The organism is Streptomyces subrutilus (genome assembly GCF_008704535.1).
Taxonomy (GTDB): Bacteria; Actinomycetota; Actinomycetes; order Streptomycetales; family Streptomycetaceae; genus Streptomyces; species Streptomyces subrutilus.
In genome coordinates this window covers 5,659,495-5,679,877 of record NZ_CP023701.1, presented here as the reverse complement: position 1 = coordinate 5,679,877, position 20,383 = coordinate 5,659,495, and the positions used below count along the sequence as shown (strand labels likewise).

The window sequence follows — 20,383 nt, the reverse complement described above, 5'->3', positions numbered from 1 at the left end:
GACCCGGTTCGAACGGGCCGTCCGGGCCCTCCGAGGCGGATGCGGCCGTCGTACGGCGCCCCAGCGTAGACGCATTTCGGGCGTGCCCGGCGGGCCATCACCCTTGGTTCATCCCACAGTCGGCCGCCGTATGCCCTGGAGGCCTTGACAACTTTGCGCACCACACAGGAAATTGACGCGCGTAGATGTATCGGGAGCCGTGCGCATCCCGCGGATTCCCGCGGATCCCGTTGCCGCACCGCCCCTCCGTTCTCCTCTTCCCACACCGGAGTCCCCGCCCATGCGCTCCTCGCATCCCCGTTCCGCCGCCGTCGCCGCCCTCGTCGCCACCGCCCTGGCCACCGGCCTGCTCGCGGGCTCCGCCGGCGCGGCCGAAGGCGCGGCCGCCGCCGATCCGGTCCGCATCCACGACATCCAGGGCACCACCCGGATATCCCCGCTCAACGGTCAGCCGGTCGCGGACGTCGAGGGCATCGTGACGGGCGTGCGCACCTACGGCTCGCGCGGCTTCTGGTTCCAGGACCCGGACGCCGACGACGACGACGCCACCAGCGAGGGCGTGTTCGTCTTCACCAACGCGGTCCCGACCGTCGCCGTCGGCGACGCGGTCAAGGTCTCCGGCACGGTCGGCGAGTACGTCCCCGGCGGCGCCGCCTCCGGCAACCAGTCGGTGACGCAGATCGCCAAGCCGGTCGTCACCGTGGTCTCCTCGGGCAACGCCCTGCCCCGGGCCACCGCCGTCAACGAGTACACCGTTCCCGCCCGGTACGCCCCGGCCGGCGACCCGGCCGCCGGCGGCAGCATCAACGGCCTGGCCCTGAAGCCCGAGCGGTACGCCCTGGACTACTACGAGTCCCTGGAGGGCATGAACGTCCGCATCGGCACCTCCCGCGTGGTCGGCGCCACCGACCCGTACTCGGAGCTGTGGGTCACGGTGAAGGGCTGGGAGAACACCGCGAAGCGCGGCGGTACGGTCTACGGCTCCTACGAGTCCCAGAACACCGGCCGCCTCCAGATCCAGCAGCTCGCGCCCGTCGCGCAGCAGCCCTTCCCGGTGGCCAACGTCGGCGACAGGCTGACCGGCACCACCGAGGGCCCGCTGGACTTCAACCAGTTCGGCGGCTACACCCTGGTGGCCCGCACGCTGGGCACCGTCAAGGCGGGCACCCTCGCCCCCGAGAAGACCAAGCCGCAGGCCGCGGGCGAGCTCGCGGTGGCCACGTACAACGTCGAGAACCTCGACCCGACGGACCCGCAGGCGAAGTTCGACGCGCTCGCCAAGGCCGTCGTGGAGAACCTGGCCTCCCCCGACATCGTGGCCCTGGAGGAGATCCAGGACGACAACGGCGCCAAGAACGACGGCACCGTGTCGGCGGAGCAGACCCTGACGCAGTTCACCGCGGCCATCGCGGCGGCGGGCGGCCCGGCCTACCGGTGGCGTTCGGTCGACCCGGAGGACAAGAAGGACGGCGGCGAGCCCGGCGGCAACATCCGCCAGGTCTTCCTCTACAACCCGGCCCGCGTCTCCTTCACCGAGCGCGCCCCCGGCGACGCGGTGACGGCCACCGGCGTGACCAAGGTGAACGGCAAGGCCGCCCTGACCCACTCTCCCGGCCGCATCGACCCCGCCAACCCGGCGTGGGCGGACAGCCGCAAGCCGCTGGCCGGCGAGTTCACCTTCCGCGGCAAGACGGTCTTCGTGGTCGCCAACCACTTCGGTTCGAAGGGCGGTGACGAGGGCCTGACCTCGCACCACCAGCCGCCGGTCCGCTCCTCGGAGGCCAAGCGCCTGCTGCAGGCCCAGTCGGTGAACGCGTTCGTGAAGGACGTCCTGGCCGCGGACAAGAAGGCCGACGTCCTGGTGCTCGGCGACATCAACGACTTCGAGTTCTCGGCGACGACCCACGCGCTGACGGACGGCGGGGCCCTCTACCCGGCCGTCAAGTCCCTGCCGAAGGCCGAGCGGTACTCGTACGTCTACCAGGGCAACGCGCAGGTGCTGGACCAGATCCTGACCAGCCCGGCGATCAAGAACTTCACGTACGACAGCGTGCACATCAACGCGGAGTTCGCGGCCCAGAACAGCGACCACGACCCGCAGGTGCTGCGCTTCCGCCCGTAACACCCGCCACACCCGCGTCCGCGGGGGCCCGGAAGCCGTCCTTTCCGGGCCCCCGGGCCGGGGCGTCCTCGCGGGTCAGGCCTTCAGGTGGGGCGGGACGGGACGTTCGGCCCTGGCGTGAGCCTCGCCACATCGCCCCCGAATCGGCCGATTGTGGTGTTGAGTGTCTGCACGCCCGATCTTGTCCCGCCTTGTACCGGCCCGCACTCCCGGGAGGACCGCGTGTTCCCCTCCATCTCCCTCGTCCAGGAAATCGGCCTCGCCGTCCTTCTGGTGGCCGCGCTGGTCTGGGTGCTGGGCCTCGGCCACATGGTGTGGGACAACCGCTTCCACCACCCGGAGCCCGGCGCCTTCGAGGGCATGCCGTCGATCCCGGTGCAGCGGAGCGCCTGCGCCCACCCTATGGAGTCGGTGGAGCTCACCGAGGCGGAACAGCAGGCCTTCGCCGGCCTGATCCGCACCTTCCCGCGCGCCTGAGCGCCCGCCGCCCGGGCCGCCGCCGCCCGGCCGACCCCCGGACACCGCGACGCCCTCCCACCCCGGCCGGGGTGGGAGGGCGTCCGCGCGTGCGCTGCCGGGAGGTCAGTTGTGGCTGTGCAGGACCTCGTTCAGGCCGCCCCAGGCCGCCTTGTACGGACGGGCCTCGACGGCGCCGGTCACCGAGTTGCGGCGGAAGAGGATGTTGTTCGCGCCGGAGAGTTCGAGCGCCTTGACGATCTGGCCGTCCGGGAGGGTGACCCGGGTGCCCGCGGTGACGTAGAGGCCGGCCTCGACGACGCACTCGTCGCCCAGCGCGATGCCCACGCCCGCCTCGGCCCCGATCAGGGTGCGCTCGCCGATCGAGATGATCTGCTTGCCGCCGCCCGAGAGGGTGCCCATGGTGGACGCGCCGCCGCCGATGTCGGAGCCGTTGCCGACCACGACGCCGGCCGAGATGCGGCCCTCGACCATGGAGGTGCCCAGGGTGCCCGCGTTGAAGTTGACGAAGCCCTCGTGCATCACGGTGGTGCCCTCGGCGAGGTGCGCGCCGAGGCGGACCCGGTCCGCGTCGGCGATGCGCACGCCCTTGGGGGCGACGTAGTCCGTCATGCGGGGGAACTTGTCGATCGAGGTGACCTGGAGGTGCAGGCCCGCGGCGCGCGCGTTCAGCCGGACGGTCTCGACCTGGTCGACCGCGACCGGGCCCAGCGAGGTCCAGGCGACGTTCGCGAGCAGCCCGAAGACGCCGTCGAGGTTCTGGCCGTGCGGCTTGACCAGGCGGTGGCTGAGCAGGTGCAGGCGCAGGTACGCGTCGTGCGCGTCCAGCGGCTTGTCCTCCAGGGAGGCGATGACCGTGCGGACGGCTACGACCTCGACCCCGCGGACCGCGTCCGTGCGGATCGCCTTCGGCGCGGTGGCGCCGAGCAGCTCCGAGGCCCGCTCGGCGGAGAGGCGCTCGGTGCCGGCCGGGCCGGGCTCGGCGACCAGCTCGGGGGCGGGGAACCAGGTGTCGAGGACGGTGCCGTCGGCGGTGATGGTGGCAAGTCCGGCGGCGACGGCGCCGGTGGTACGCGTAGCAGTCATGCCCGAAACCTAACCGGCGACGGCCCGCGCGGGCGAACCGGTCTCATGTGCCGGTCGCGCCGCGTGTCGCCGGTCCCGCCGGCCTCGCGGGCACCCTGTCGGTTCCCTGTGGGAACGGACTGTGGCAGCATGGCGGCTCCGGTCGGCGGAGGAAGGAGCACCCATGGCCCAGCGCACCCGGCTCGACGACGAGGACTGCTCCATCGCGCAGGCGCTCGACGTCGTCGGCGACTGGTGGACGCTGCTCATCGTGCGCGACGCCGCCCGCGGCGTGCACCGCTTCGACGCGCTCCAGCGCGAGCTGGGCCTGTCCCGCAAGGTGCTGGCCGAGCGGCTCCGGCTGCTCGTCGAGGCCGGGGTGCTCGCGCGCGAGCCGTACCAGGAGCGTCCGGTGCGCCACGAGTACCGGCTGACCGCGCGCGGGCGGGCGCTGCTGCCGGTCCTGGTCGCGCTCCAGGACTGGGGGGACGCGTGGGTCCTGGGAGAGGGAGCGGTGACGGCGACGGCCGGGGAGTCCTCGAAGGAGGCGGCGCGGGTGCACGCGCTGCGCGGTACCCGCGTGCCGGAACTGCTGCTGACGGACCGTTTCGGCGCGGCCCGCGACCCGGTCGCGGACACCCCGTTCACGGTCCTGTACTGCTTCCCGGGCGCGTACGCCCGAGCCGGCTCCTATCCGCCCGGGTGGGCCGGGATCCCCGGCGCCCGGGGCTGTACGTTCGAGTCGTGCACCTACCGCGACCAGCTCGCGCGGTTCACCGCCGCCGGAGCAACGGTGCACGGGGTCTCCACCCAACGGCCCGACGAGCAGCAGGAGTTCGCCGAGCACGAGGGACTGCGTTTCCCGCTCCTGTCCGACGCCGAGCTGGCCCTGACGGCGGCGCTGCGCCTGCCGACGTTCCGGGCCGCGGGGGTGAGCCGGCTGAAGCGGCTGACGCTGGTGCTGGACCGGGAGCGGACCGTGCGCGAGGTGTTCTACCCGGTCACCGACATCGAGGCGGGCGTCCGGGAGGCGCTGGCGGCCGTGACGTCCCCGGCTCCGGCGCCCTGACCCGCTCCGCGCACCCGCACCCGCACCCGCGGCCGCGGTTCCCGCTCAGCCGGTCCGTCCTCGGCCGCCCCGCAGCACCCGGCCCAGGATGTCGCGCGCGTACGGCTCGTCGTACTCCGCGTCCGTGAGCAGGACCTGGAGGCCGATGCCGTCCATCACGGCCACCAGCGCCCGCGCCGTCCCCGGGTCCGTCCTGGGCTCCAGCGCCTCGGCCACCGCGCCGCACCACTCCGCCGCCACCGGCCGCAGCGCGGGGCGCCGCAGCGCCGCGAGGTAGAGCTCGTACTCCAGCTCCGCCCGTCCCCGGTCGGCCGTCAGGAACCGGCCCAGCAGCCGGGCCAGGCCGGCCGCGAGGTCCGCGTCCGGACCGGCGAGGGCCGGGGAGTCGGCCACCGCCCGCGCGAACCCCTCGTTCGCCTGGCGCAGGGCCGCGACCAGCAGGTCGTCCAGGGTCGCGAAGTGGTACGTCGTCGACCCGAGCGGTACGTCGGCCTCGGCCGCCGCGGTGCGGTGGCTCAGCCCCGCGATGCCCCGGGAGCCGACCACGCGCAGCGCCGCGTCGACGATCCGCTGCCGCCGCCCCGGGTCGTACCGGCGCACGCCCGCCGCCATCAGTGCGCCGTCCCGCCGAGGTTCAGCAGGATGACGCCGGCGATCACCAGCCCGATGCCGGCGATCTTCGCGGCGGTGGCCGCCTCGCCCATGAACAGCATGCCGATGGCGGCGATGGCCGCCGTGCCCACGCCCGCCCAGATGGCGTACGCGGTACCGACCGGCATGGTCTTGAGCGTCTGCGCGAGCAGGGTGAACGCGATGGCGTACCCGAGCAGCGTGCCCAGCGAGGGCCACAGCCGGGTGAAGCCGTCGCTGTACTTCATGGCGGTGGTGCCGGCCACCTCGGCGGCGATGGCCGCGGCGAGCAGTGCGTAGGGCATGCGGACGAGCGTACACATCATGCGTACGCCCGGACACATCATCGGACCGGCCGCACCGACAGCGTCACCCGTACCCGCACCCCCAGCGACCCCCGGCACCGGCACCGGCACCGGCACCGGATCAGCCCAGCGTGAACCAGGCCGCCCGCGCCTTCTTCCACTCCGCGTGCGCCAGGTCCTTCGCCTCGGTCCCGTCGCCGTACAGGTCGGCCGAGCCGCTGTCGGTGACGAGCTGCACCCGCGCGCCCGGCGCGCCCAGGTCGGGCACGTCCACGATGGCCTCCCAGCCGCCCGGGTCGGTGGTCGGCAGGTCGGCCCGCTTGACCGGCGCGTGCCCGGCGATCCCGTCCCACTGGTAGAGGGCGTACGGGTCGGAGTTGTCGTCCGCGGCCCAGGACCCGGCCAGGACCAGGTACTGCCCGGCCGCGTTCCGGCGCAGGTCGCGCACGGCCAGCCCGCCCAGGTCGAGTTCGATGCCCGCCCCGAAGACGGCCTTGGCGCCGCTCGCCAGCACCTGGTCGAAGTTGGTCACCGGTACGACCAGGGCCTTGCCGCCGGGCACCGCGGGCGCCAGCGGCGCGCGGAAGCCCAGGTAGGCGGTGGTGGTGGAGCCGGGAGCGAACTCCAGGCCCTCCACGTTGAACCCGTCGATCTGCTTGGGCGCCTCGCCGGCCGCCGTCCCGGCCGCGAAGCCGTAGCGGTTGCCGTTCGCCCTGTCCCAGGCGACCAGGTCCTCGCGGAGCTTCTTGTACGCGCGCCCGTACGTCAGCTGCGCGCCCGCGCCGGAGCCGCTGACGGTGGTGGTGAACACCGTGTTCCGGGGCGCCTTGTACTCGCCGTCCTTGTTGTTGCCGAGCGAGCCCGTCCAGTAGATCGTGTCGCCGATCCGCGTCGCCCCCTCGATGTCCACCTCCTTGCCGACGCCGAGCTGCGAGCTGAAGTCCCAGGTCTTGACGGGGGCGCCCGAGCGGGAGCGGTCGTAGAGCCGCAGCACGTTGGACTCGTCGTCCGCGACGACCGCGTACCCGCCGCCCACGTCCACGGCCGCCGAGGCGTCGGCGGAACCGGTGAAGTACCGCGCCTCGGCCGCGTTCTGCACGGCGGCCGAGGCCGCGTAGGACAGCGTCCTGGTGGCGCTCTTGCCGCCCAGTCCGGTCACCTTGACGGTGAGGTTGGTGTAGCCCTTGCCGCGCGCGGTCACGGCGAGCCTGCGCACCGCCCCGGCACCGGTGACGGTGACGTCGCCCGTCCCGGCGACCGAGGCCTTGCTCGACGCGGAGGCGCTGACGGTCAGCGCGGACACGTCGGCGCCGCTCTGCGCCACGGTCACGTCGACCGTCGGGTCGCCGCTCGCGCCGACCGCCCCGGACAGGTAGGAGGCGGAGAGCGCGAGGGTCGGCGTCCCGTAGCCGGCGGCCTGCGCGGGCAGGGCCGGCAGGCCCAGGGCCGCGAGCACCAGCGCCGCGAGGGCGGCGCCTCCCGGAAGCGCACCGGTGCGGGTGCGGGCGGGCGTGCGCGTACGTGTGCCGGTCATCGGTGTCCCCCACGAGTCGTGCCGAGCGTGAACCATGCGGACCGGGACTTCTTCCACTCGGGGTGGTCGAGGTCCTTGGCGTCCGTGCCGTCGCCGTACAGGTCGGCGGCCCCGCTGTCGGTGATCAGCTGGACGCGGGCGCCGGGCACCCGCAGGTCGGGCACGTTCACCACGGCCTCCCAGCCGCCCGGGTCGGTGGTCGGCAGGTCGGCCCGCTTGACCGGCGCGTGCCCCGCCTTGCCGTCCCACTGGTAGAGGGCGTACGGGTCGGAGTTGTCGTCCGCCGCCCAGGACCCGGCCAGGATCAGGTACTGGTCCTTGGCGTTCTTGCGGATGTCGCGGACGGCGAGGCCGCCCAGGTCCATCTCGACCGGCTCGCCGAAGACGGCCTTCTCGCCCGCCCCGACGACCCGGTCCAGGTTGACGACCGGTACGACCAGGGCCTTGCCGCCGGGCACCGCGGGCGCCAGCGGCGCGCGGAAGCCCAGGTAGGCGGTGGTGGTGGAGCCGGGAGCGAACTCCAGGCCCTCCAGGTTGAACCCGTCGATCCGCTTGGGCGCCTCGCCGGCCGCCGTCCCGGCCGCGAAGCCGTAGCGGTCGCCGTTCGCCCTGTCCCAGGCGACCAGGTCCTCGCGCAGGCCCTTGTAGGCGCTGCCGAAGACGAGCTCGGTGGCGGCGCCGGAGCCGGTGACCCGGGTGGTGAAGACGGTGTTGCGCTCGGCCTTGTACTTGCCGTCCTTGTTGTTGCCGAGCGAGCCCGTCCAGTAGACCGTGTCGCCGACGCGGGCGGCGGCCTCGATGTCGGCCTCCTTCTTCCACCCGAGGGCCGGGCCCAGGTCCCAGGTCTTCACCGGGGCGCCGCTGCGGGAGCGGTCGTAGAGCCGCAGCACGTTGGACTCGTCGTCCGCGACGACCGCGTACCCGCCGCCCACGTCCACGGCCGCCGACGCGTCCGAGGAACCGGTGAGGTAGCGGGTGGCGGCGGAGCCGGCGACCCGCGCCGAGGCCGCGTACGCGAGGGTGGCGCGAGCGGTCCGGCCGCCGCGCCCGGTGACCTCCAGGACGAGGTCGGCGTAGCCCTGGGCCCGGGGGCGCACCGTCAGGCTGCGCCCGCCGTCGCGCGTCCGCTCCTGCCGTACGTCGCCGACGTCCGCGACGGCGGGATTGCTGGAGGAGACCACGCGCAGCCGCAGGAAGCCGGCCGGCACCCCGGCCTGGGCGACGCCCACCGTGACGGCGGGGTCCCCGTACGCGCCGACGGCGCCGCTGAGGTGCGTGGCGGAGAGCGCGAGGGTGGGGTCTGCGTACGCGGCGGCGTGCGCGGGCGCTCCCAGCCCCGCGACGAGCAGGGCCGCGGCCCCGGCGGCGCCCACGGCGCCCACGCGGCGTACCGGGGACAGTCGAACGGTCACAGGGGGTCCTCTCGCGTGCGGATGCTGCGCCGTGGTGTGAACACGGCGGCCGTCGAGAAGGCTCGGCCACGGTGGCCAACGTCCGGTGCACGGCGTCCGTCCGGCCGGAGAACAGCAGTCGGCGGCGGGCGGCCCCCGGACACGGGAAGGGCCCCCGGCACGACCGTGCCGGGGGCCCTCTTCCGCGAACGTCGATCAGACGTTGAAGCCGAGCGCGCGGAGCTGCTCACGACCGTCGTCCGTGATCTTGTCCGGGCCCCACGGGGGCATCCAGACCCAGTTGATGCGCAGTTCGTTGACAATGCCGTCCGTCGCCGACTTCGCCTGGTCCTCGATGACGTCGGTCAGCGGGCAGGCCGCCGAGGTCAGCGTCATGTCGAGGGTGGCGATGTTCGCGTCGTCGACGTGGATGCCGTAGATCAGGCCCAGGTTGACGACGTCGATGCCCAGCTCGGGGTCGACCACGTCGTAGAGGGCCTCGCGGACCTCCTCCTCGGTGGCCGGCTTGATCGACGCCTCGGGCGTCGCGTTGTCGGTCATGCCGTCTCCCTCTCCGCGGCGCCCAGAGCCTGGGCGGTCGCGTCCTTCCACGCCATCCAACTCAGCAGAGCACACTTCACGCGCGCCGGATACTTGGAGACGCCGGCGAACGCGACGGCGTCCTCCAGCACCTCCTCCATCTCCTCGGTCGGCTCCAGCTTGCCCTTGGACTGCATCAGCTCCAGGAACACGCCCTGGATCTTCTGCGCCTCGGCCAGCTCCTTGCCGACGAGCAGCTCGTTCAGCACGGACGCGCTGGCCTGGCTGATGGAGCAGCCCTGGCCCTCGTAGGAGACGTCGGTCAGCGTCTCGCCGTCGTACTTCACGCGCAGCGTGATCTCGTCACCGCAGGTGGGGTTGACGTGGTGCACCTCGGCGTCGCCGTCTCGCAGGCCACGCCCGTGCGGGTGCTTGTAGTGGTCCAGGATCAGTTCCTGGTACATCGAATCGAGCTTCACCGCGTCCTCGTCGTCCTCGTCGCCGTTGCCATCAGCCGAAGAAGTTCCGTACGTGCTCCAGCCCGTCGATCAGCGCGTCGACCTCGGCCGGAGAGGAGTACAGGTAGAAAGACGCCCGCGTGGTCGCGGGAATTCCGTACCGCAGGCAGACCGGGCGCGCGCAGTGGTGTCCCACGCGGACCGCGATGCCCTGCTCGTCCAGGACCTGGCCGACGTCGTGCGGGTGGATGTCCCCGAGCGTGAAGGAGATCGCGGCGCCGCGGTCCTCGGCCGTGGTGGGGCCGATGATCCGCAGGTCGGGCACCTCCAGGAGGCGCTTGACCGCGTACTCGGTGATCGCGTGCTCGTGCGCGGCGATCTTGTCCATGCCGATCGCGGTCAGGTAGTCCACGGCCGCGCCGAGGCCGACGGCCTGGGCGATCGGGGGCGTACCGGCCTCGAACTTGTGGGGCGCCGGGGCGTAGGTCGAGGAGTGCATCGACACGGTCTCGATCATCTCGCCGCCGCCCAGGAACGGAGGCAGGTCCTCCAGCAGCTCCTGGCGGCCCCACAGGACGCCGATGCCGGTCGGGCCGCACATCTTGTGGCCGGTGAAGGCCACGAAGTCGGCGCCGAGCGCCTGCACGTCCAGCGGCATGTGCGGAGCGGCCTGCGAGGCGTCGATCAGCACCAGGGCGCCGACCTCCTGCGCGCGCCGGACGATCGCCTCGACCGGGTTGACCGTGCCCATGATGTTGGAGACCAGCGTGAAGGAGACGATCTTCGTCTTCTCCGTGATGACCTCTTCGATGTTGGACAGGTCGAGCCGGCCGTCGTCGGTGAGGCCGAACCACTTCAGCTTCGCGCCGGTGCGCTGCGAGAGGAGCTGCCACGGGACGATGTTGGAGTGGTGCTCCATCTCCGTGATGGCGATCTCGGTGTCGCGGTCGACCCGGTAGGGCTCGTCCGCCCAGCCGAGCATGTTCGCGACCAGGTTGAGCGACTCCGAGGCGTTCTTGGTGAAGATCACCTCGTTGCGGCTCGGTGCGTTGATGAAGGCGGCGACCTTGTCGCGAGCGCCCTCGTACAGCGCCGTGGCCTCCTCGGCGAGCACGTGCACGCCGCGGTGGACGTTGGCGTTGTGCTGCTCGTAGTACTCGTTCAGCGCGTCGAGCACCTGGCGCGGCTTCTGCGAGGTCGCCGCGTTGTCCAGGTAAACGATCTTCTTCCCGTCGTGGACCACACGATCCAGCAGGGGGAAGTCCTTGCGGATCGCCTCGGTGTCGAGGAGGCCGGGCAGCTGTGTCACGCGGTCGCGCCACCCTTCACGTACTTGTCGTAGCCCTCGGCCTCCAGCTGGTCGGCGAGCTCGGCGCCGCCGGACTCGGCGATGCGGCCGTTCGCGAACACGTGCACGAAGTCGGGCTTGATGTAGCGCAGGATGCGCGTGTAGTGGGTGATCAGCAGGGTGCCGACCTCGCCGCTCTCGCGGACCCGGTTGACGCCCTCGGACACGACGCGCAGGGCGTCGACGTCCAGGCCGGAGTCGGTCTCGTCGAGGATCGCGATCTTGGGCTTGAGGAGCTCCAGCTGGAGGATCTCGTGGCGCTTCTTCTCGCCGCCGGAGAAGCCCTCGTTCACGTTGCGCTCGGCGAAGGCGGTGTCCATCTGGAGCTGCTCCATCGCGGACTTGACCTCCTTCACCCAGGTGCGCAGCTTCGGCGCCTCGCCGCGGATCGCGGTGGCCGAGGTGCGCAGGAAGTTGGAGACCGAGACGCCGGGGACCTCGACCGGGTACTGCATGGCGAGGAACAGGCCGGCACGGGCGCGCTCGTCGACGGACATCTCCAGGACGTCTTCGCCGTCGAGGGTGACGGTGCCACCGGTGATCGTGTACTTCGGGTGACCGGCCAGCGAGTAGGCCAGCGTGGACTTGCCGGAGCCGTTCGGACCCATGATGGCGTGCGTCTCACCCTGCTTGACGGTGAGGTCGACGCCCTTGAGGATCTCGCGGGCGCCGTTCTCGGCCTCGACGGAGACGTGCAGGTCGTGGATTTCAAGCGTTGCCATGGATACCTCAGGACTCCTGGGTGAGGGAGACGAGCACGTCGTCCCCTTCGATCTTTACGGGGTATACGGGTACGGGGCGCGTCGCGGGCAGGCCCGAGGGCTTGCCGGTCCGCAGGTCGAAGGCCGATCCGTGCAGCCAGCACTCGATCATGCAGTCCTCGACCTCGCCCTCCGAGAGGGACACGTTCGCGTGCGAGCAGATGTCGTTGATCGCGAACACCTCCCCCGCGGTGGAGACGATGGACACCGGCGTGCCGTCGAGTTCCACCCGCTTGGGGGTGTCCGCCTCCAGCTCGCTCAGCGCACAGGCCTTGACGTAGGGCATCAGACGGAACCCTGGAGCTCGGTCTCGATCTTGGAGAGCAGCCGCTCTTCGATGTCGTCGACACCGATCTGCTGGACGAGCTCGGCGAAGAAGCCGCGCACGACCAGCCGACGGGCCTCGTCGGCCGGGATGCCACGGGCCTGGAGGTAGAAGAGCTGCTCGTCGTCGAAGCGGCCGGTGGCGGAGGCGTGGCCGGCGCCGACGATCTCGCCGGTCTCGATCTCCAGGTTCGGCACCGAGTCGACGCGCGCACCGTCCGTGAGGACGAGGTTGCGGTTCATCTCGTAGGTGTCGGTGCCCTCGGCGGTCTTCTCGATGAGCACGTCACCGATCCAGACGGCGTGGGCGTCCTGGCCCTGGAGCGCGCCCTTGTAGACCACGTTGGACTTGCAGTGCGGGGCGCTGTGGTCGACCAGGAGGCGGTGCTCCTGGTGCTGGCCGGCGTCCGTGAAGTACAGGCCGAAGAGCTCGGCCTCGCCGCCGGGGCCCGCGTAGGTGACGCGCGGGTGGAGGCGGACGAGGTCGCCGCCGAAGGTGACGACGATCGACTTGAAAGTCGCGTCGCGGCCGACCAGCGTGTTGTGCTGGGAGACGTGGACGGCGGTGTCGTCCCAGTCCTGCACGGACACGACGGTGAGCTTGGCGCCGTCGCCGACGAGGAAGTCGACGTTGGCGGCGCGCACGCCGTCACCGGTGTGGTCGATGACGACGACGGCCTCGGCGAAGGCCTGGACGTCGAAGACCGTGTGGCCGAAGGTCGTGCCGCCCTCGCCGTGCAGCGTGACGCGCACCGGCTCGGTCAGGACGGCCTCCTTGGGCACGGTGACGACCGTGGCCTTGGCGAACGAGGAGAACGCCTGGGCGGCGACCCGGTCCACCGGGGCGCCCGCCTTGCCGATGCGCGCGTCGCCGCGCTCCACCGACTCGACGGTGACGCCCTCGGGCGCGTCGATCTGGGCCTTCATGCTGCCGTCGGCGACCGCGGTGCCGTCGTGCAGGCCGCGGAGGCGGGCGAGCGGGGTGAACCGCCACTCCTCCTCGCGGCCGTTGGGAACCGGGAAGTCCGCCACGTCGAAGGACGGCGGTGCGCTCATCCGGGTGGCGACGGTGGACTCGGCGGCCACCGCGATCGCGCCGGCAGTGGTGGAACCCGCCGGAATGTTCTGAGCCTCAGCCATGGCTGTCGTGTTGCTCACTCTCTTTTGAAGCGCTGCCTACGTGAAGAATCCGCTGCGTGCGGGGTCGGGCCGGCCGGGACTATCCGACCGAGCCCTCCATCTGCAGCTCGATCAGCCGGTTCAGCTCCAGCGCGTACTCCATGGGCAGCTCGCGCGCGATCGGCTCGACGAAGCCGCGCACGATCATGGCCATGGCCTCGAACTCGGTCAGACCGCGGCTCATCAGGTAGAAGAGCTGGTCGTCGGAGACCTTGGAGACGGTGGCCTCGTGGCCCATGGACACGTCGTCCTCGCGGACGTCCACGTAGGGGTAGGTGTCCGAGCGCGAGATCGTGTCGACCAGGAGCGCGTCGCACAGCACGTTGGACTTGGAGCCGTGGGCGCCCTCGCCGATCTCGACCAGACCGCGGTACGAGGTCCGGCCGCCGCCGCGCGCCACCGACTTGGAGACGATGTTCGAGGAGGTGTTCGGCGCCATGTGGACCATCTTGGAGCCGGCGTCCTGGTGCTGGCCCTCGCCCGCGAAGGCGATGGAGAGGGTCTCGCCCTTGGCGTGCTCGCCCATCAGGTACACGGCCGGGTACTTCATGGTGACCTTGGAACCGATGTTGCCGTCGATCCACTCCATGGTCGCGCCCTCGTACGCCACGGCGCGCTTGGTGACCAGGTTGTAGACGTTGTTCGACCAGTTCTGGATGGTCGTGTAGCGGCAGCGGCCGCCCTTCTTCACGATGATCTCGACGACGGCGCTGTGCAGCGAGTCGGAGGAGTAGATCGGGGCGGTGCAGCCCTCGACGTAGTGGACGTAGGCGTCCTCGTCGACGATGATCAGCGTCCGCTCGAACTGGCCCATGTTCTCCGTGTTGATGCGGAAGTAGGCCTGGAGCGGGATGTCGACCTTGACGCCCTTGGGCACGTAGATGAACGAGCCGCCGGACCACACCGCGGTGTTCAGCGACGCGAACTTGTTGTCGCCGACCGGGATGACCGTGCCGAAGTACTCCTGGAAGAGCTCCGGGTGCTCCTTCAGCGCGGTGTCGGTGTCGAGGAAGATGACGCCCTGCTCCTCCAGGTCCTCGCGGATCTGGTGGTAGACGACCTCGGACTCGTACTGGGCGGCGACACCGGCGACGAGGCGCTGCTTCTCCGCCTCCGGGATGCCGAGCTTGTCGTACGTGTTCTTGATGTCCTCCGGCAGGTCCTCCCACGAAGCGGCCTGCTTCTCGGTGGAGCGCACGAAGTACTTGATGTTGTCGAAGTCGATGCCCGACAGGTCGGAGCCCCAGTTCGGCATGGGCTTCTTGCCGAACAGCTTGAGGCCCTTGAGGCGGAGGTTCAGCATCCACTCGGGCTCGGACTTCTTCGACGAGATGTCGCGGACGACGTCCTCGGACAGACCTCGCTTGGCGGTGGCACCGGCCGCGTCGGAGTCGGCCCAACCGTATTCGTAGGTGCCCAGGCCATCGAGCTCAGGGTGAGCAGTCTCCGTGGTCATGCGGGGTTCCTCCCGGCCGTACTTGCAGATACTGATGTGTCGGTCTGTGGGGCGCTCGCGCTGCGCGGAATGAACGTGGTGCACACTCCGTCGCCGTGGGCGATGGTCGCGAGGCGCTGCACGTGTGTCCCGAGCAGGCGGGAGAAGACCTCGGTCTCCGCCTCGCAGAGCTGCGGGAACTGCTCGGCCACGTGCGCGACCGGGCAGTGGTGCTGGCAGAGCTGTTCACCGCTGTGCGGACCGGGAGCGCTCTTCGCCGTAGCAGCGTACCCGTCGGCGGTCAACGCCTTGGCCAGGGCCTCGGCGCGGTCTGCCGGAGCGGCCGCGTCCACGGCCTCCCGGTAGCCCCGGGCCTGCGTCTCCATCCGGGCCCGGGCGAAGGCGGCGACGGCCGCCTCGCCCCGCTCCCCGCCGCCGACGGACTGCGCGATCCAGCGCAGGGCGTCCGCGGCGAGTGCGTCGTAGGACTGGTCGAAGGCGTCGCGGCCGCAGTCGGTCAGCGCGAACACCTTCGCGGGCCGGCCCCGGGTGCGGGCGCCGTACACGCGCTGTTCGCGGGCCTCGACCACCGCGTCGGTGACGAGCGTGTCGAGGTGGCGGCGGACGGCGGCCTGGGTGAGGCCGAGGCGCTGCGCGAGGTCGGCGACGGTGGACGGACCGTGGTCCAGGACGGAGCGCACGACCCGGTTGCGGGTGGACCGCTCCCCGGTCGCGAGTTCCCCCTGGGGGGTCTCCGTCTGCCGTTCGCCGTATTTCACAACGCCATTGTTGCGTAATTAACCGAGCAGCGACAAGCGGTGATGGAGGCCACTCGTGGTGGCCTCCATCACTAAGGGTTACCTAATTTGTCGACGCAGAGTTATGCGGAGGGGAATGCTCCACCCCGCGCCGGGCCCCTCCGGCGAACCAGTACACGGCCCCCACCAGCAATCCCCCGCCCACCACGTTGCCGGGGACGGTGAACATCAGATTCCGGAAAAGGTCACCGAACGACGCTGAGCCATCCAGGATCGCGAGGCTGAAAACGGCCATGTTTGCGACACAGTGTTCGAATCCGACCGCCACGAAGACGGCCACCGGGAGCCACAGCACGAAAATCTTGGCCGCGTCCCCCCGGGCCCGGGTGAACATCCAGACGGCCAGGCAGACGAGCATGTTGCACAGCACCGCCCGCCAGAAGAGCTGCCCGCCCGACAGCGCCGTCTTCCCGTGCACCATCTCCGCGAGCATGGCCCGCGCCGAGGGCGAGGAGGTCACCCCCGAGGCGTGCACCATGGCGCCGAAGGCGAAGGCCCCGGCCAGGTTCCCGGCCAGCGACAGGACCCACGAGGAGGCCAGGTCCCGCACCCCGGTCCGGCCCGACAGGGCGCCGATCAGCATCACCATCACGTTGCTCGTGAACAGCTGGGCGCCGGCGAACATCACGATGGTCAGGGCGACCGGGAAGACCGCCCCCTCCAGCAGCCTGACCGCCGCCGAGCCCTTCGCGACGAACGGCGAGACCGCGACGAGCAGCAGCACCTCCCCGATCCCGATGTACGCGCCCGCCAGCACCGCCGACACGAAGTAGCGCGGCCGGTGCGCGAGGTCGTGCGCCTTGTGCTGGGCCTGCCCGGAGGTGGCCGCGACGTTCTCGGCGATCGTGTTCACCCTTCGACGCTAGGCCCGCGCCCGCCTCCCGCGCGCACGAAAAGGTCACCCATGCCCGGGTCCGTCACCCCCCGACCCCGGGACCTACGACCCCTCCCCCGGCTCCGTAGACTCACCCCCCATGAGCAACGACCCCGCCGTGGAGATCCGCGGACTGGTGAAGCGGTACGGTCCCAAGACGGCGGTGGACGGCCTGGACCTCACCGTCCGCAGCGCCTCCGTCACCGCGGTCCTCGGCCCCAACGGCGCGGGCAAGACCACCACCGTGGAGACCTGCGAGGGCTACCGCCGCCCCGACGCCGGCACCGTCCGCGTCCTGGGCCTCGACCCCGTCGCCCGGGCCGCGCAGCTGCGCCCCCGCCTCGGCGTGATGCTCCAGTCCGGCGGCGTCTACTCCGGGGCCCGCGCCGTCGAGATGCTGCGCCACACGGCGAAGCTGTACGCCCACCCGCTCGCCGTGGACCCCCTGGTGGAGCGGCTCGGCCTCGGCGGCTGCGGCCGCACCCCCTACCGCCGGCTCTCCGGAGGCCAGCAGCAGCGCCTGGCCCTGGCCATGGCCGTCGTCGGCCGCCCCGAGCTGGTCTTCCTGGACGAGCCCACCGCCGGACTCGACCCGCAGGCCCGCCGCGCCACCTGGGACCTCGTACGGGAACTGCGCGCCGACGGCGTCACCGTCGTCCTCACCACCCACCACATGGACGAGGCGGAGCAGCTCGCCGACGAGGTCGCCATCGTGGACGCCGGCCGGGTCATCGCCCACGGCAGCCCCGAGCAGCTGTGCCGCGGCGGCGCCGAGAACACCCTGCGCTTCACCGGCCGCCCCGGACTCGACCTCGGCTCGCTGCTCAAGGCACTGCCCGACGGCACCGAGGCCGTCGAGCTCACCGCGGGCGTCTACCGGGTCACCGGCGGCGTCGACCCCCAGCTGCTCGCCACCGTCGCCTCCTGGTGCGCGCAGCACGGCGTGCTGCCCGACAGCCTCTCCGTGGAGCGGCACACCCTGGAGGACGTCTTCCTCGAACTGACCGGTAAGGAGCTGCGCGCATGAGCGCCGGCACGTTCACCCCCCGCCCCGGGGCCGCGCCCGTCTCCCGCATGATCCTCGCGCAGACGGCCCTGGAGACCCGGATGCTGCTGCGCAACGGGGAGCAGCTGCTGCTCACCGTGATCATCCCGGCGCTGCTGCTGGTGCTGTTCTCCTCGGTCGACATCATCGAGACCGGCGCCGGCGCGTCCGTCGACTTCCTGGCCCCCGGCGTCCTGGCGCTCGCCGTGCTCTCCACCGCCTTCACCGGCCAGGCCATCGCCACCGGCTTCGACCGCCGCTACGGGGTCCTCAAGCGGCTCGGCGCCTCCCCGCTGCCCCGGTGGGCGCTGATGGCGGCCAAGACCCTGTCGGTCCTGGTCACCGAGGTGCTGCAGGTCGCGCTGCTGACCGCGATCGCCCTCGCGCTGGGCTGGTCCCCGCAGGGCGACCCGTTCTCGGTGGCCGTCCTGCTCCTGCTGGGCACCGCCGCCTTCTCCGGCCTCGGGCTGCTGATGGCCGGCACCCTCAAGGCCGAGCTGACCCTGGCCGCCGCCAACCTCGTCTTCCTGCTGCTGCTGGTCGGGGGTGGGGTGATCGTGCCGCTGGAGAAGTTCCCGGACGCGGTCCGCTCCGTGCTCGAACTGCTGCCCGTCTCGGCCCTCTCCGACGGCCTGCGCGCGGTGCTCCAGCACGGGGCCGCGATGCCCTGGGGCGACGCGGCCGTGCTGGCGGTCTGGGCCGTCCTCGGCCTGGGCGCGGCGGCCCGCTGGTTCCGCTGGGAGTGAATCCCTTCCGCTCCGGTCCGCCTTCCCGCGACGATGGAGGCCTTCACCCGTGAGGGACGCTGACCACGACGCCGGGGGGGCGGACATGGCGGACCGAGAGGCCGTGCTGCGGCTGGACGAGCGGTGGGCCCGGCTGCGGGCCGGCGGGGCGCAGGCCGCGCCCGCGGAGCGCGAGCGGCTGCTCGACGAGCTGATCGCCGCCCTGCGGACCCACCCCGAGGACCCCCGGTGCACGGCCCTGCTCGGGCTGCGGCTCGCCGACCGGGCCGCCCTGCGCTTCGCCGGCGGCGACCGGGCGGCCGCCCTGGCCACCATCGAGGAGGGGCTGCGCAGCTCCGAGCGGGCGGCCGCGTACGCCCCGGACTACGCCCGCTGGTACGCCCGCGGCCTGATCAACCACGGGGTCTGGCTGTCCTGGCCGCTGAGCGACGACGCCCGGCTGCCGCGCCATCCGCTGGGCCCGGCCGCCGGCGACGGGCCGAGCACGGTGGAGCGGGCGGCCGGCGAGCGCGCCCGCGACCTGACCCGGACCGCGGTGGGGGTGTGGGCGGGGCTGGACCAGCGCGACCCGGTCAACCGCCGGGGCCTGGCCCAGGCCAAGGTCTTCCTCGGCGACCGCCTCGCCGAGCTGGGCTCCGCCGAGGACGCCGTGGCCTGGGCGGTGGACGCGGAGGCCGACTTCCGCCAGCTCCTGCTCGCGGACCCGGGCCCGGAGGAGGCGGAGGAGGCCGAGGAGGCCCTCGACCACATCGGCCGCCAGCTCGAACTGCGCCTGCGCTTCCTGGCGTTCGGCTCCCTGGTCGGCCTGCGGTCGCGGGGCCTGCTCCCCGAACGGCTGCTGCCCCAGGCCGTGGTGGCCGCCCGGATCCAGGGGGTGGCCGAGCCCGAGATCGCCGCCCGGCTGCACCTCGGAGCCGAGCAGGTGCGCACCATGCTGGAGGTCACGCCCTGGCTGGCGGTGTGGCGGATCGAGGTGCGCGGGCCCGACGGGCTGTGGACCGCACAGGAGCCCCCCTGGCACGGCGCCACCGAAGTACGAAACAGGACGGCTGAGGACATAGCCTCCGAATTGGTGCGCGGCTTCGCGCGCTCGGCCGACTACCCGGGCGAGGGCGTCCATTGGCGCGTCCGGGTGTGGTGGCACGAGGAGGGCGATCCGGCCGGGGCCCGGTTCCGCCTGGTCGTCGGCCCCGACGCACCCGCACCCACCCCCTCGTGAAACTTTGCACAAGGCTCCGCCTACGATAGGAGCCGTGTTGACCCCCCTCGCTTACATCGCCAGCCGCTGGACCCCGTCGCCCCGGACCGTCCGGCGGGCCGCGTTCGCCGCCCTCCTCATGAGCGTGGCCATCGTCGTCACCGGCGGCGCGGTGCGGCTGACCGGATCGGGACTCGGCTGCGACACCTGGCCCAAGTGCACCGACGACAGCCTGATCGCGACACCGGCCCAGGGCTTCCACGGAGCCATCGAGTTCGGCAACCGCATGCTGACCTACGTGCTCTGCGCGGCGGTCGGCTGGGCCATCATCGCCGCCCGCTCGGCCAAGCCGTGGCGGCGCTCGCTGACGAGGCTCGGCTGGCTCCAGTTCGCCCTCGTGATGGGCAACGCGGTCCTCGGCGGCATCACCGTCATGACCGGCCTCAACCCGTACAGCGTGGCGGGGCACTTCCTGCTCGCCACCTCGCTGATCACGGTCACCACGGTGACCTGGCAGCGCACCGCCGAGGGCGACACCGCCCCCCGGCCGCGGGTGCCCGCCCCGGTCCGCAAGCTGTCCTGGGCGCTGATCGCCACCACCCTGGTCCTGATCGCGGCCGGCACGGTGGTCACCGGCTCCGGCCCGCACGCCGGCGACAGCAGCGACATCCACCGGATGCCGTTCGACTGGGCCACCACCGCCCACGTGCACGCCGTCGCCGCCTGGGTGGTGTGCGCGCTCGCCCTCGCCATGTGGCTGGTGCTGCGCGTGGTCGACGCCCCCGCCGACACCCGGGCCCGCGCCCGCGACCTGCTGGTCGTGCTGCTCGCCCAGGGCGCCATCGGCTACGTGCAGTTCTTCACCGACCTGCCCGAGGTGCTCGTCGGCGTGCACATGCTCGGCTCCTGCCTGGTCTGGATCTCGGTGCTCCGGGTCGCGCTGAGCCTGCGCGAGCGGCCCGCCGCGCAGGCCGGCGTCCCGGCCCAGGGCGACCCGCAGCTCTCCGCCGTCTGACCGGAACGGGTCCGGGCGCGCCGGACCCGCCCGGCCCCCGCGACCCGCC

The 20,383-nt window shown here is 72.2% G+C and carries 21 protein-coding genes; 7 read left to right on the top strand and 14 right to left on the bottom strand.

Translation table 11 applies throughout. The features are described 5' to 3' along the window. Positions 1–280: 280 nt before the first annotated feature. Together CP968_RS25150 and CP968_RS25145 are read left to right on the top strand one after the other, a co-directional pair. Positions 281–2,122, top strand: a complete 1,842-nt coding sequence (locus CP968_RS25150; RefSeq protein WP_150520160.1) for an endonuclease/exonuclease/phosphatase family protein — start codon at positions 281–283, stop codon at positions 2,120–2,122. Between the two features lie 222 nt (positions 2,123–2,344). Further along, positions 2,345–2,599, top strand: a complete 255-nt coding sequence (locus CP968_RS25145; protein WP_150520159.1) for a hypothetical protein — start codon at positions 2,345–2,347, stop codon at positions 2,597–2,599. Positions 2,600–2,704: 105 nt separating this feature from the next. Here the strand turns inward: CP968_RS25145 and dapD are convergent, their stop codons facing one another. Then, positions 2,705–3,685 (bottom strand): 2,3,4,5-tetrahydropyridine-2,6-dicarboxylate N-succinyltransferase, encoded by a 981-nt coding sequence (gene dapD / locus CP968_RS25140; RefSeq protein WP_150520158.1) that lies wholly within the window; start codon positions 3,683–3,685, stop codon positions 2,705–2,707. A gap of 163 nt (positions 3,686–3,848) precedes the next feature. Between dapD and CP968_RS25135 the strand changes: the two genes are divergently transcribed. Beyond that, positions 3,849–4,733, top strand: a complete 885-nt coding sequence (locus CP968_RS25135; RefSeq protein ID WP_150520157.1) for a winged helix-turn-helix transcriptional regulator — start codon at positions 3,849–3,851, stop codon at positions 4,731–4,733. Positions 4,734–4,778: 45 nt separating this feature from the next. Here CP968_RS25135 and CP968_RS25130 read toward each other — a convergent pair whose 3' ends face one another. The 13 genes from CP968_RS25130 to CP968_RS25070 form a co-directional block, all read right to left on the bottom strand. Further along, complete coding sequence (locus CP968_RS25130) at positions 4,779–5,345, bottom strand: TetR/AcrR family transcriptional regulator (protein WP_150520156.1); 567 nt, start codon at positions 5,343–5,345, stop codon at positions 4,779–4,781. Continuing rightward, positions 5,345–5,668, bottom strand: coding sequence for a DMT family transporter (locus CP968_RS25125; RefSeq protein WP_150520155.1), 324 nt, complete (start codon positions 5,666–5,668; stop codon positions 5,345–5,347). Before CP968_RS25125 ends, CP968_RS25130 begins: the two co-directional genes overlap by 1 nt. A gap of 121 nt (positions 5,669–5,789) precedes the next feature. Then, entirely contained in the window at positions 5,790–7,202 is a 1,413-nt protein-coding gene (locus CP968_RS25120) for a hypothetical protein (protein ID WP_229886666.1), read from the bottom strand. Beyond that, the gene (locus CP968_RS25115) at positions 7,199–8,614 is read right to left on the bottom strand and encodes a hypothetical protein (RefSeq protein ID WP_373304093.1); all 1,416 of its coding nucleotides are present in this window, start codon (positions 8,612–8,614) and stop codon (positions 7,199–7,201) included. Before CP968_RS25115 ends, CP968_RS25120 begins: the two co-directional genes overlap by 4 nt. Positions 8,615–8,809: 195 nt before the next feature. After that, positions 8,810–9,154 (bottom strand): metal-sulfur cluster assembly factor, encoded by a 345-nt coding sequence (locus tag CP968_RS25110; RefSeq protein ID WP_008741046.1) that lies wholly within the window; start codon positions 9,152–9,154, stop codon positions 8,810–8,812. Continuing rightward, on the bottom strand, positions 9,151–9,612 hold the full coding sequence (gene sufU, locus CP968_RS25105) for a Fe-S cluster assembly sulfur transfer protein SufU (RefSeq protein WP_150520154.1): 462 nt from the start codon (positions 9,610–9,612) through the stop codon (positions 9,151–9,153). Before sufU ends, CP968_RS25110 begins: the two co-directional genes overlap by 4 nt. 31 nt (positions 9,613–9,643) lie before the next feature. Next, positions 9,644–10,900: a cysteine desulfurase gene (locus CP968_RS25100; protein ID WP_150520153.1), complete on the bottom strand. Its 1,257-nt coding sequence runs from the start codon at positions 10,898–10,900 to the stop codon at positions 9,644–9,646. Next, complete coding sequence (sufC, locus tag CP968_RS25095; protein WP_150520152.1) at positions 10,897–11,661, bottom strand: Fe-S cluster assembly ATPase SufC; 765 nt, start codon at positions 11,659–11,661, stop codon at positions 10,897–10,899. The genes CP968_RS25100 and sufC overlap by 4 nt, the downstream gene beginning before the upstream one ends. A 7-nt stretch (positions 11,662–11,668) precedes the next feature. After that, on the bottom strand, positions 11,669–11,986 hold the full coding sequence (locus CP968_RS25090) for a non-heme iron oxygenase ferredoxin subunit (protein WP_150520151.1): 318 nt from the start codon (positions 11,984–11,986) through the stop codon (positions 11,669–11,671). Then, positions 11,986–13,164 (bottom strand): Fe-S cluster assembly protein SufD, encoded by a 1,179-nt coding sequence (gene sufD / locus CP968_RS25085; protein WP_150520150.1) that lies wholly within the window; start codon positions 13,162–13,164, stop codon positions 11,986–11,988. The genes CP968_RS25090 and sufD overlap by 1 nt, the downstream gene beginning before the upstream one ends. A gap of 79 nt (positions 13,165–13,243) precedes the next feature. Next, a complete protein-coding gene (gene sufB / locus CP968_RS25080) occupies positions 13,244–14,659 on the bottom strand; it encodes a Fe-S cluster assembly protein SufB (protein WP_150520149.1) in 1,416 nt (471 codons plus the stop codon). Further along, the gene (locus tag CP968_RS25075) at positions 14,656–15,417 is read right to left on the bottom strand and encodes a helix-turn-helix transcriptional regulator (protein ID WP_150520148.1); all 762 of its coding nucleotides are present in this window, start codon (positions 15,415–15,417) and stop codon (positions 14,656–14,658) included. The genes sufB and CP968_RS25075 overlap by 4 nt, the downstream gene beginning before the upstream one ends. 82 nt (positions 15,418–15,499) lie before the next feature. After that, the gene (locus tag CP968_RS25070) at positions 15,500–16,309 is read right to left on the bottom strand and encodes a formate/nitrite transporter family protein (protein WP_150520147.1); all 810 of its coding nucleotides are present in this window, start codon (positions 16,307–16,309) and stop codon (positions 15,500–15,502) included. Between the two features lie 121 nt (positions 16,310–16,430). Here CP968_RS25070 and CP968_RS25065 point away from each other — a divergent pair, with 121 nt between their 5' ends. From CP968_RS25065 to CP968_RS25050, 4 genes are all read left to right on the top strand, one after another. Continuing rightward, positions 16,431–17,357 (top strand): ABC transporter ATP-binding protein, encoded by a 927-nt coding sequence (locus tag CP968_RS25065; protein WP_150520146.1) that lies wholly within the window; start codon positions 16,431–16,433, stop codon positions 17,355–17,357. After that, positions 17,354–18,121, top strand: coding sequence for an ABC transporter permease (locus tag CP968_RS25060; protein WP_150520145.1), 768 nt, complete (start codon positions 17,354–17,356; stop codon positions 18,119–18,121). Before CP968_RS25065 ends, CP968_RS25060 begins: the two co-directional genes overlap by 4 nt. Positions 18,122–18,206: 85 nt before the next feature. Further along, positions 18,207–19,340 carry a hypothetical protein gene (locus CP968_RS25055; RefSeq protein WP_150520144.1) on the top strand — a complete coding sequence of 378 codons (1,134 nt, stop codon included), beginning with the start codon at positions 18,207–18,209 and terminating at the stop codon, positions 19,338–19,340. 4 nt (positions 19,341–19,344) lie between these two features. Then, positions 19,345–20,334 (top strand): COX15/CtaA family protein, encoded by a 990-nt coding sequence (locus CP968_RS25050; RefSeq protein ID WP_189828967.1) that lies wholly within the window; start codon positions 19,345–19,347, stop codon positions 20,332–20,334. Positions 20,335–20,383 lie beyond the last annotated feature (49 nt).

Bases quoted from the DNA above. Each gene is read 5' to 3' on its own strand.
- sufB (WP_150520149.1), bottom strand. From the start codon at position 14,659: ATGACCACGGAGACTGCTCACCCTGAGCTCGATGGCCTGGGCACCTAC.
- CP968_RS25090 (WP_150520151.1), bottom strand. From the start codon at position 11,986: ATGCCCTACGTCAAGGCCTGTGCGCTGAGCGAGCTGGAGGCGGACACC.
- CP968_RS25055 (WP_150520144.1), top strand. From the start codon at position 18,207: ATGGCGGACCGAGAGGCCGTGCTGCGGCTGGACGAGCGGTGGGCCCGG.
- CP968_RS25060 (WP_150520145.1), top strand. From the start codon at position 17,354: ATGAGCGCCGGCACGTTCACCCCCCGCCCCGGGGCCGCGCCCGTCTCC.
- CP968_RS25150 (WP_150520160.1), top strand. From the start codon at position 281: ATGCGCTCCTCGCATCCCCGTTCCGCCGCCGTCGCCGCCCTCGTCGCC.
- CP968_RS25135 (WP_150520157.1), top strand. From the start codon at position 3,849: ATGGCCCAGCGCACCCGGCTCGACGACGAGGACTGCTCCATCGCGCAG.
- dapD (WP_150520158.1), bottom strand. From the start codon at position 3,685: ATGACTGCTACGCGTACCACCGGCGCCGTCGCCGCCGGACTTGCCACC.
- CP968_RS25110 (WP_008741046.1), bottom strand. From the start codon at position 9,154: ATGACCGACAACGCGACGCCCGAGGCGTCGATCAAGCCGGCCACCGAG.
- CP968_RS25125 (WP_150520155.1), bottom strand. From the start codon at position 5,668: ATGCCCTACGCACTGCTCGCCGCGGCCATCGCCGCCGAGGTGGCCGGC.
- CP968_RS25065 (WP_150520146.1), top strand. From the start codon at position 16,431: ATGAGCAACGACCCCGCCGTGGAGATCCGCGGACTGGTGAAGCGGTAC.
- CP968_RS25120 (WP_229886666.1), bottom strand. From the start codon at position 7,202: ATGACCGGCACACGTACGCGCACGCCCGCCCGCACCCGCACCGGTGCG.
- sufC (WP_150520152.1), bottom strand. From the start codon at position 11,661: ATGGCAACGCTTGAAATCCACGACCTGCACGTCTCCGTCGAGGCCGAG.
- sufD (WP_150520150.1), bottom strand. From the start codon at position 13,164: ATGGCTGAGGCTCAGAACATTCCGGCGGGTTCCACCACTGCCGGCGCG.
- CP968_RS25130 (WP_150520156.1), bottom strand. From the start codon at position 5,345: ATGGCGGCGGGCGTGCGCCGGTACGACCCGGGGCGGCGGCAGCGGATC.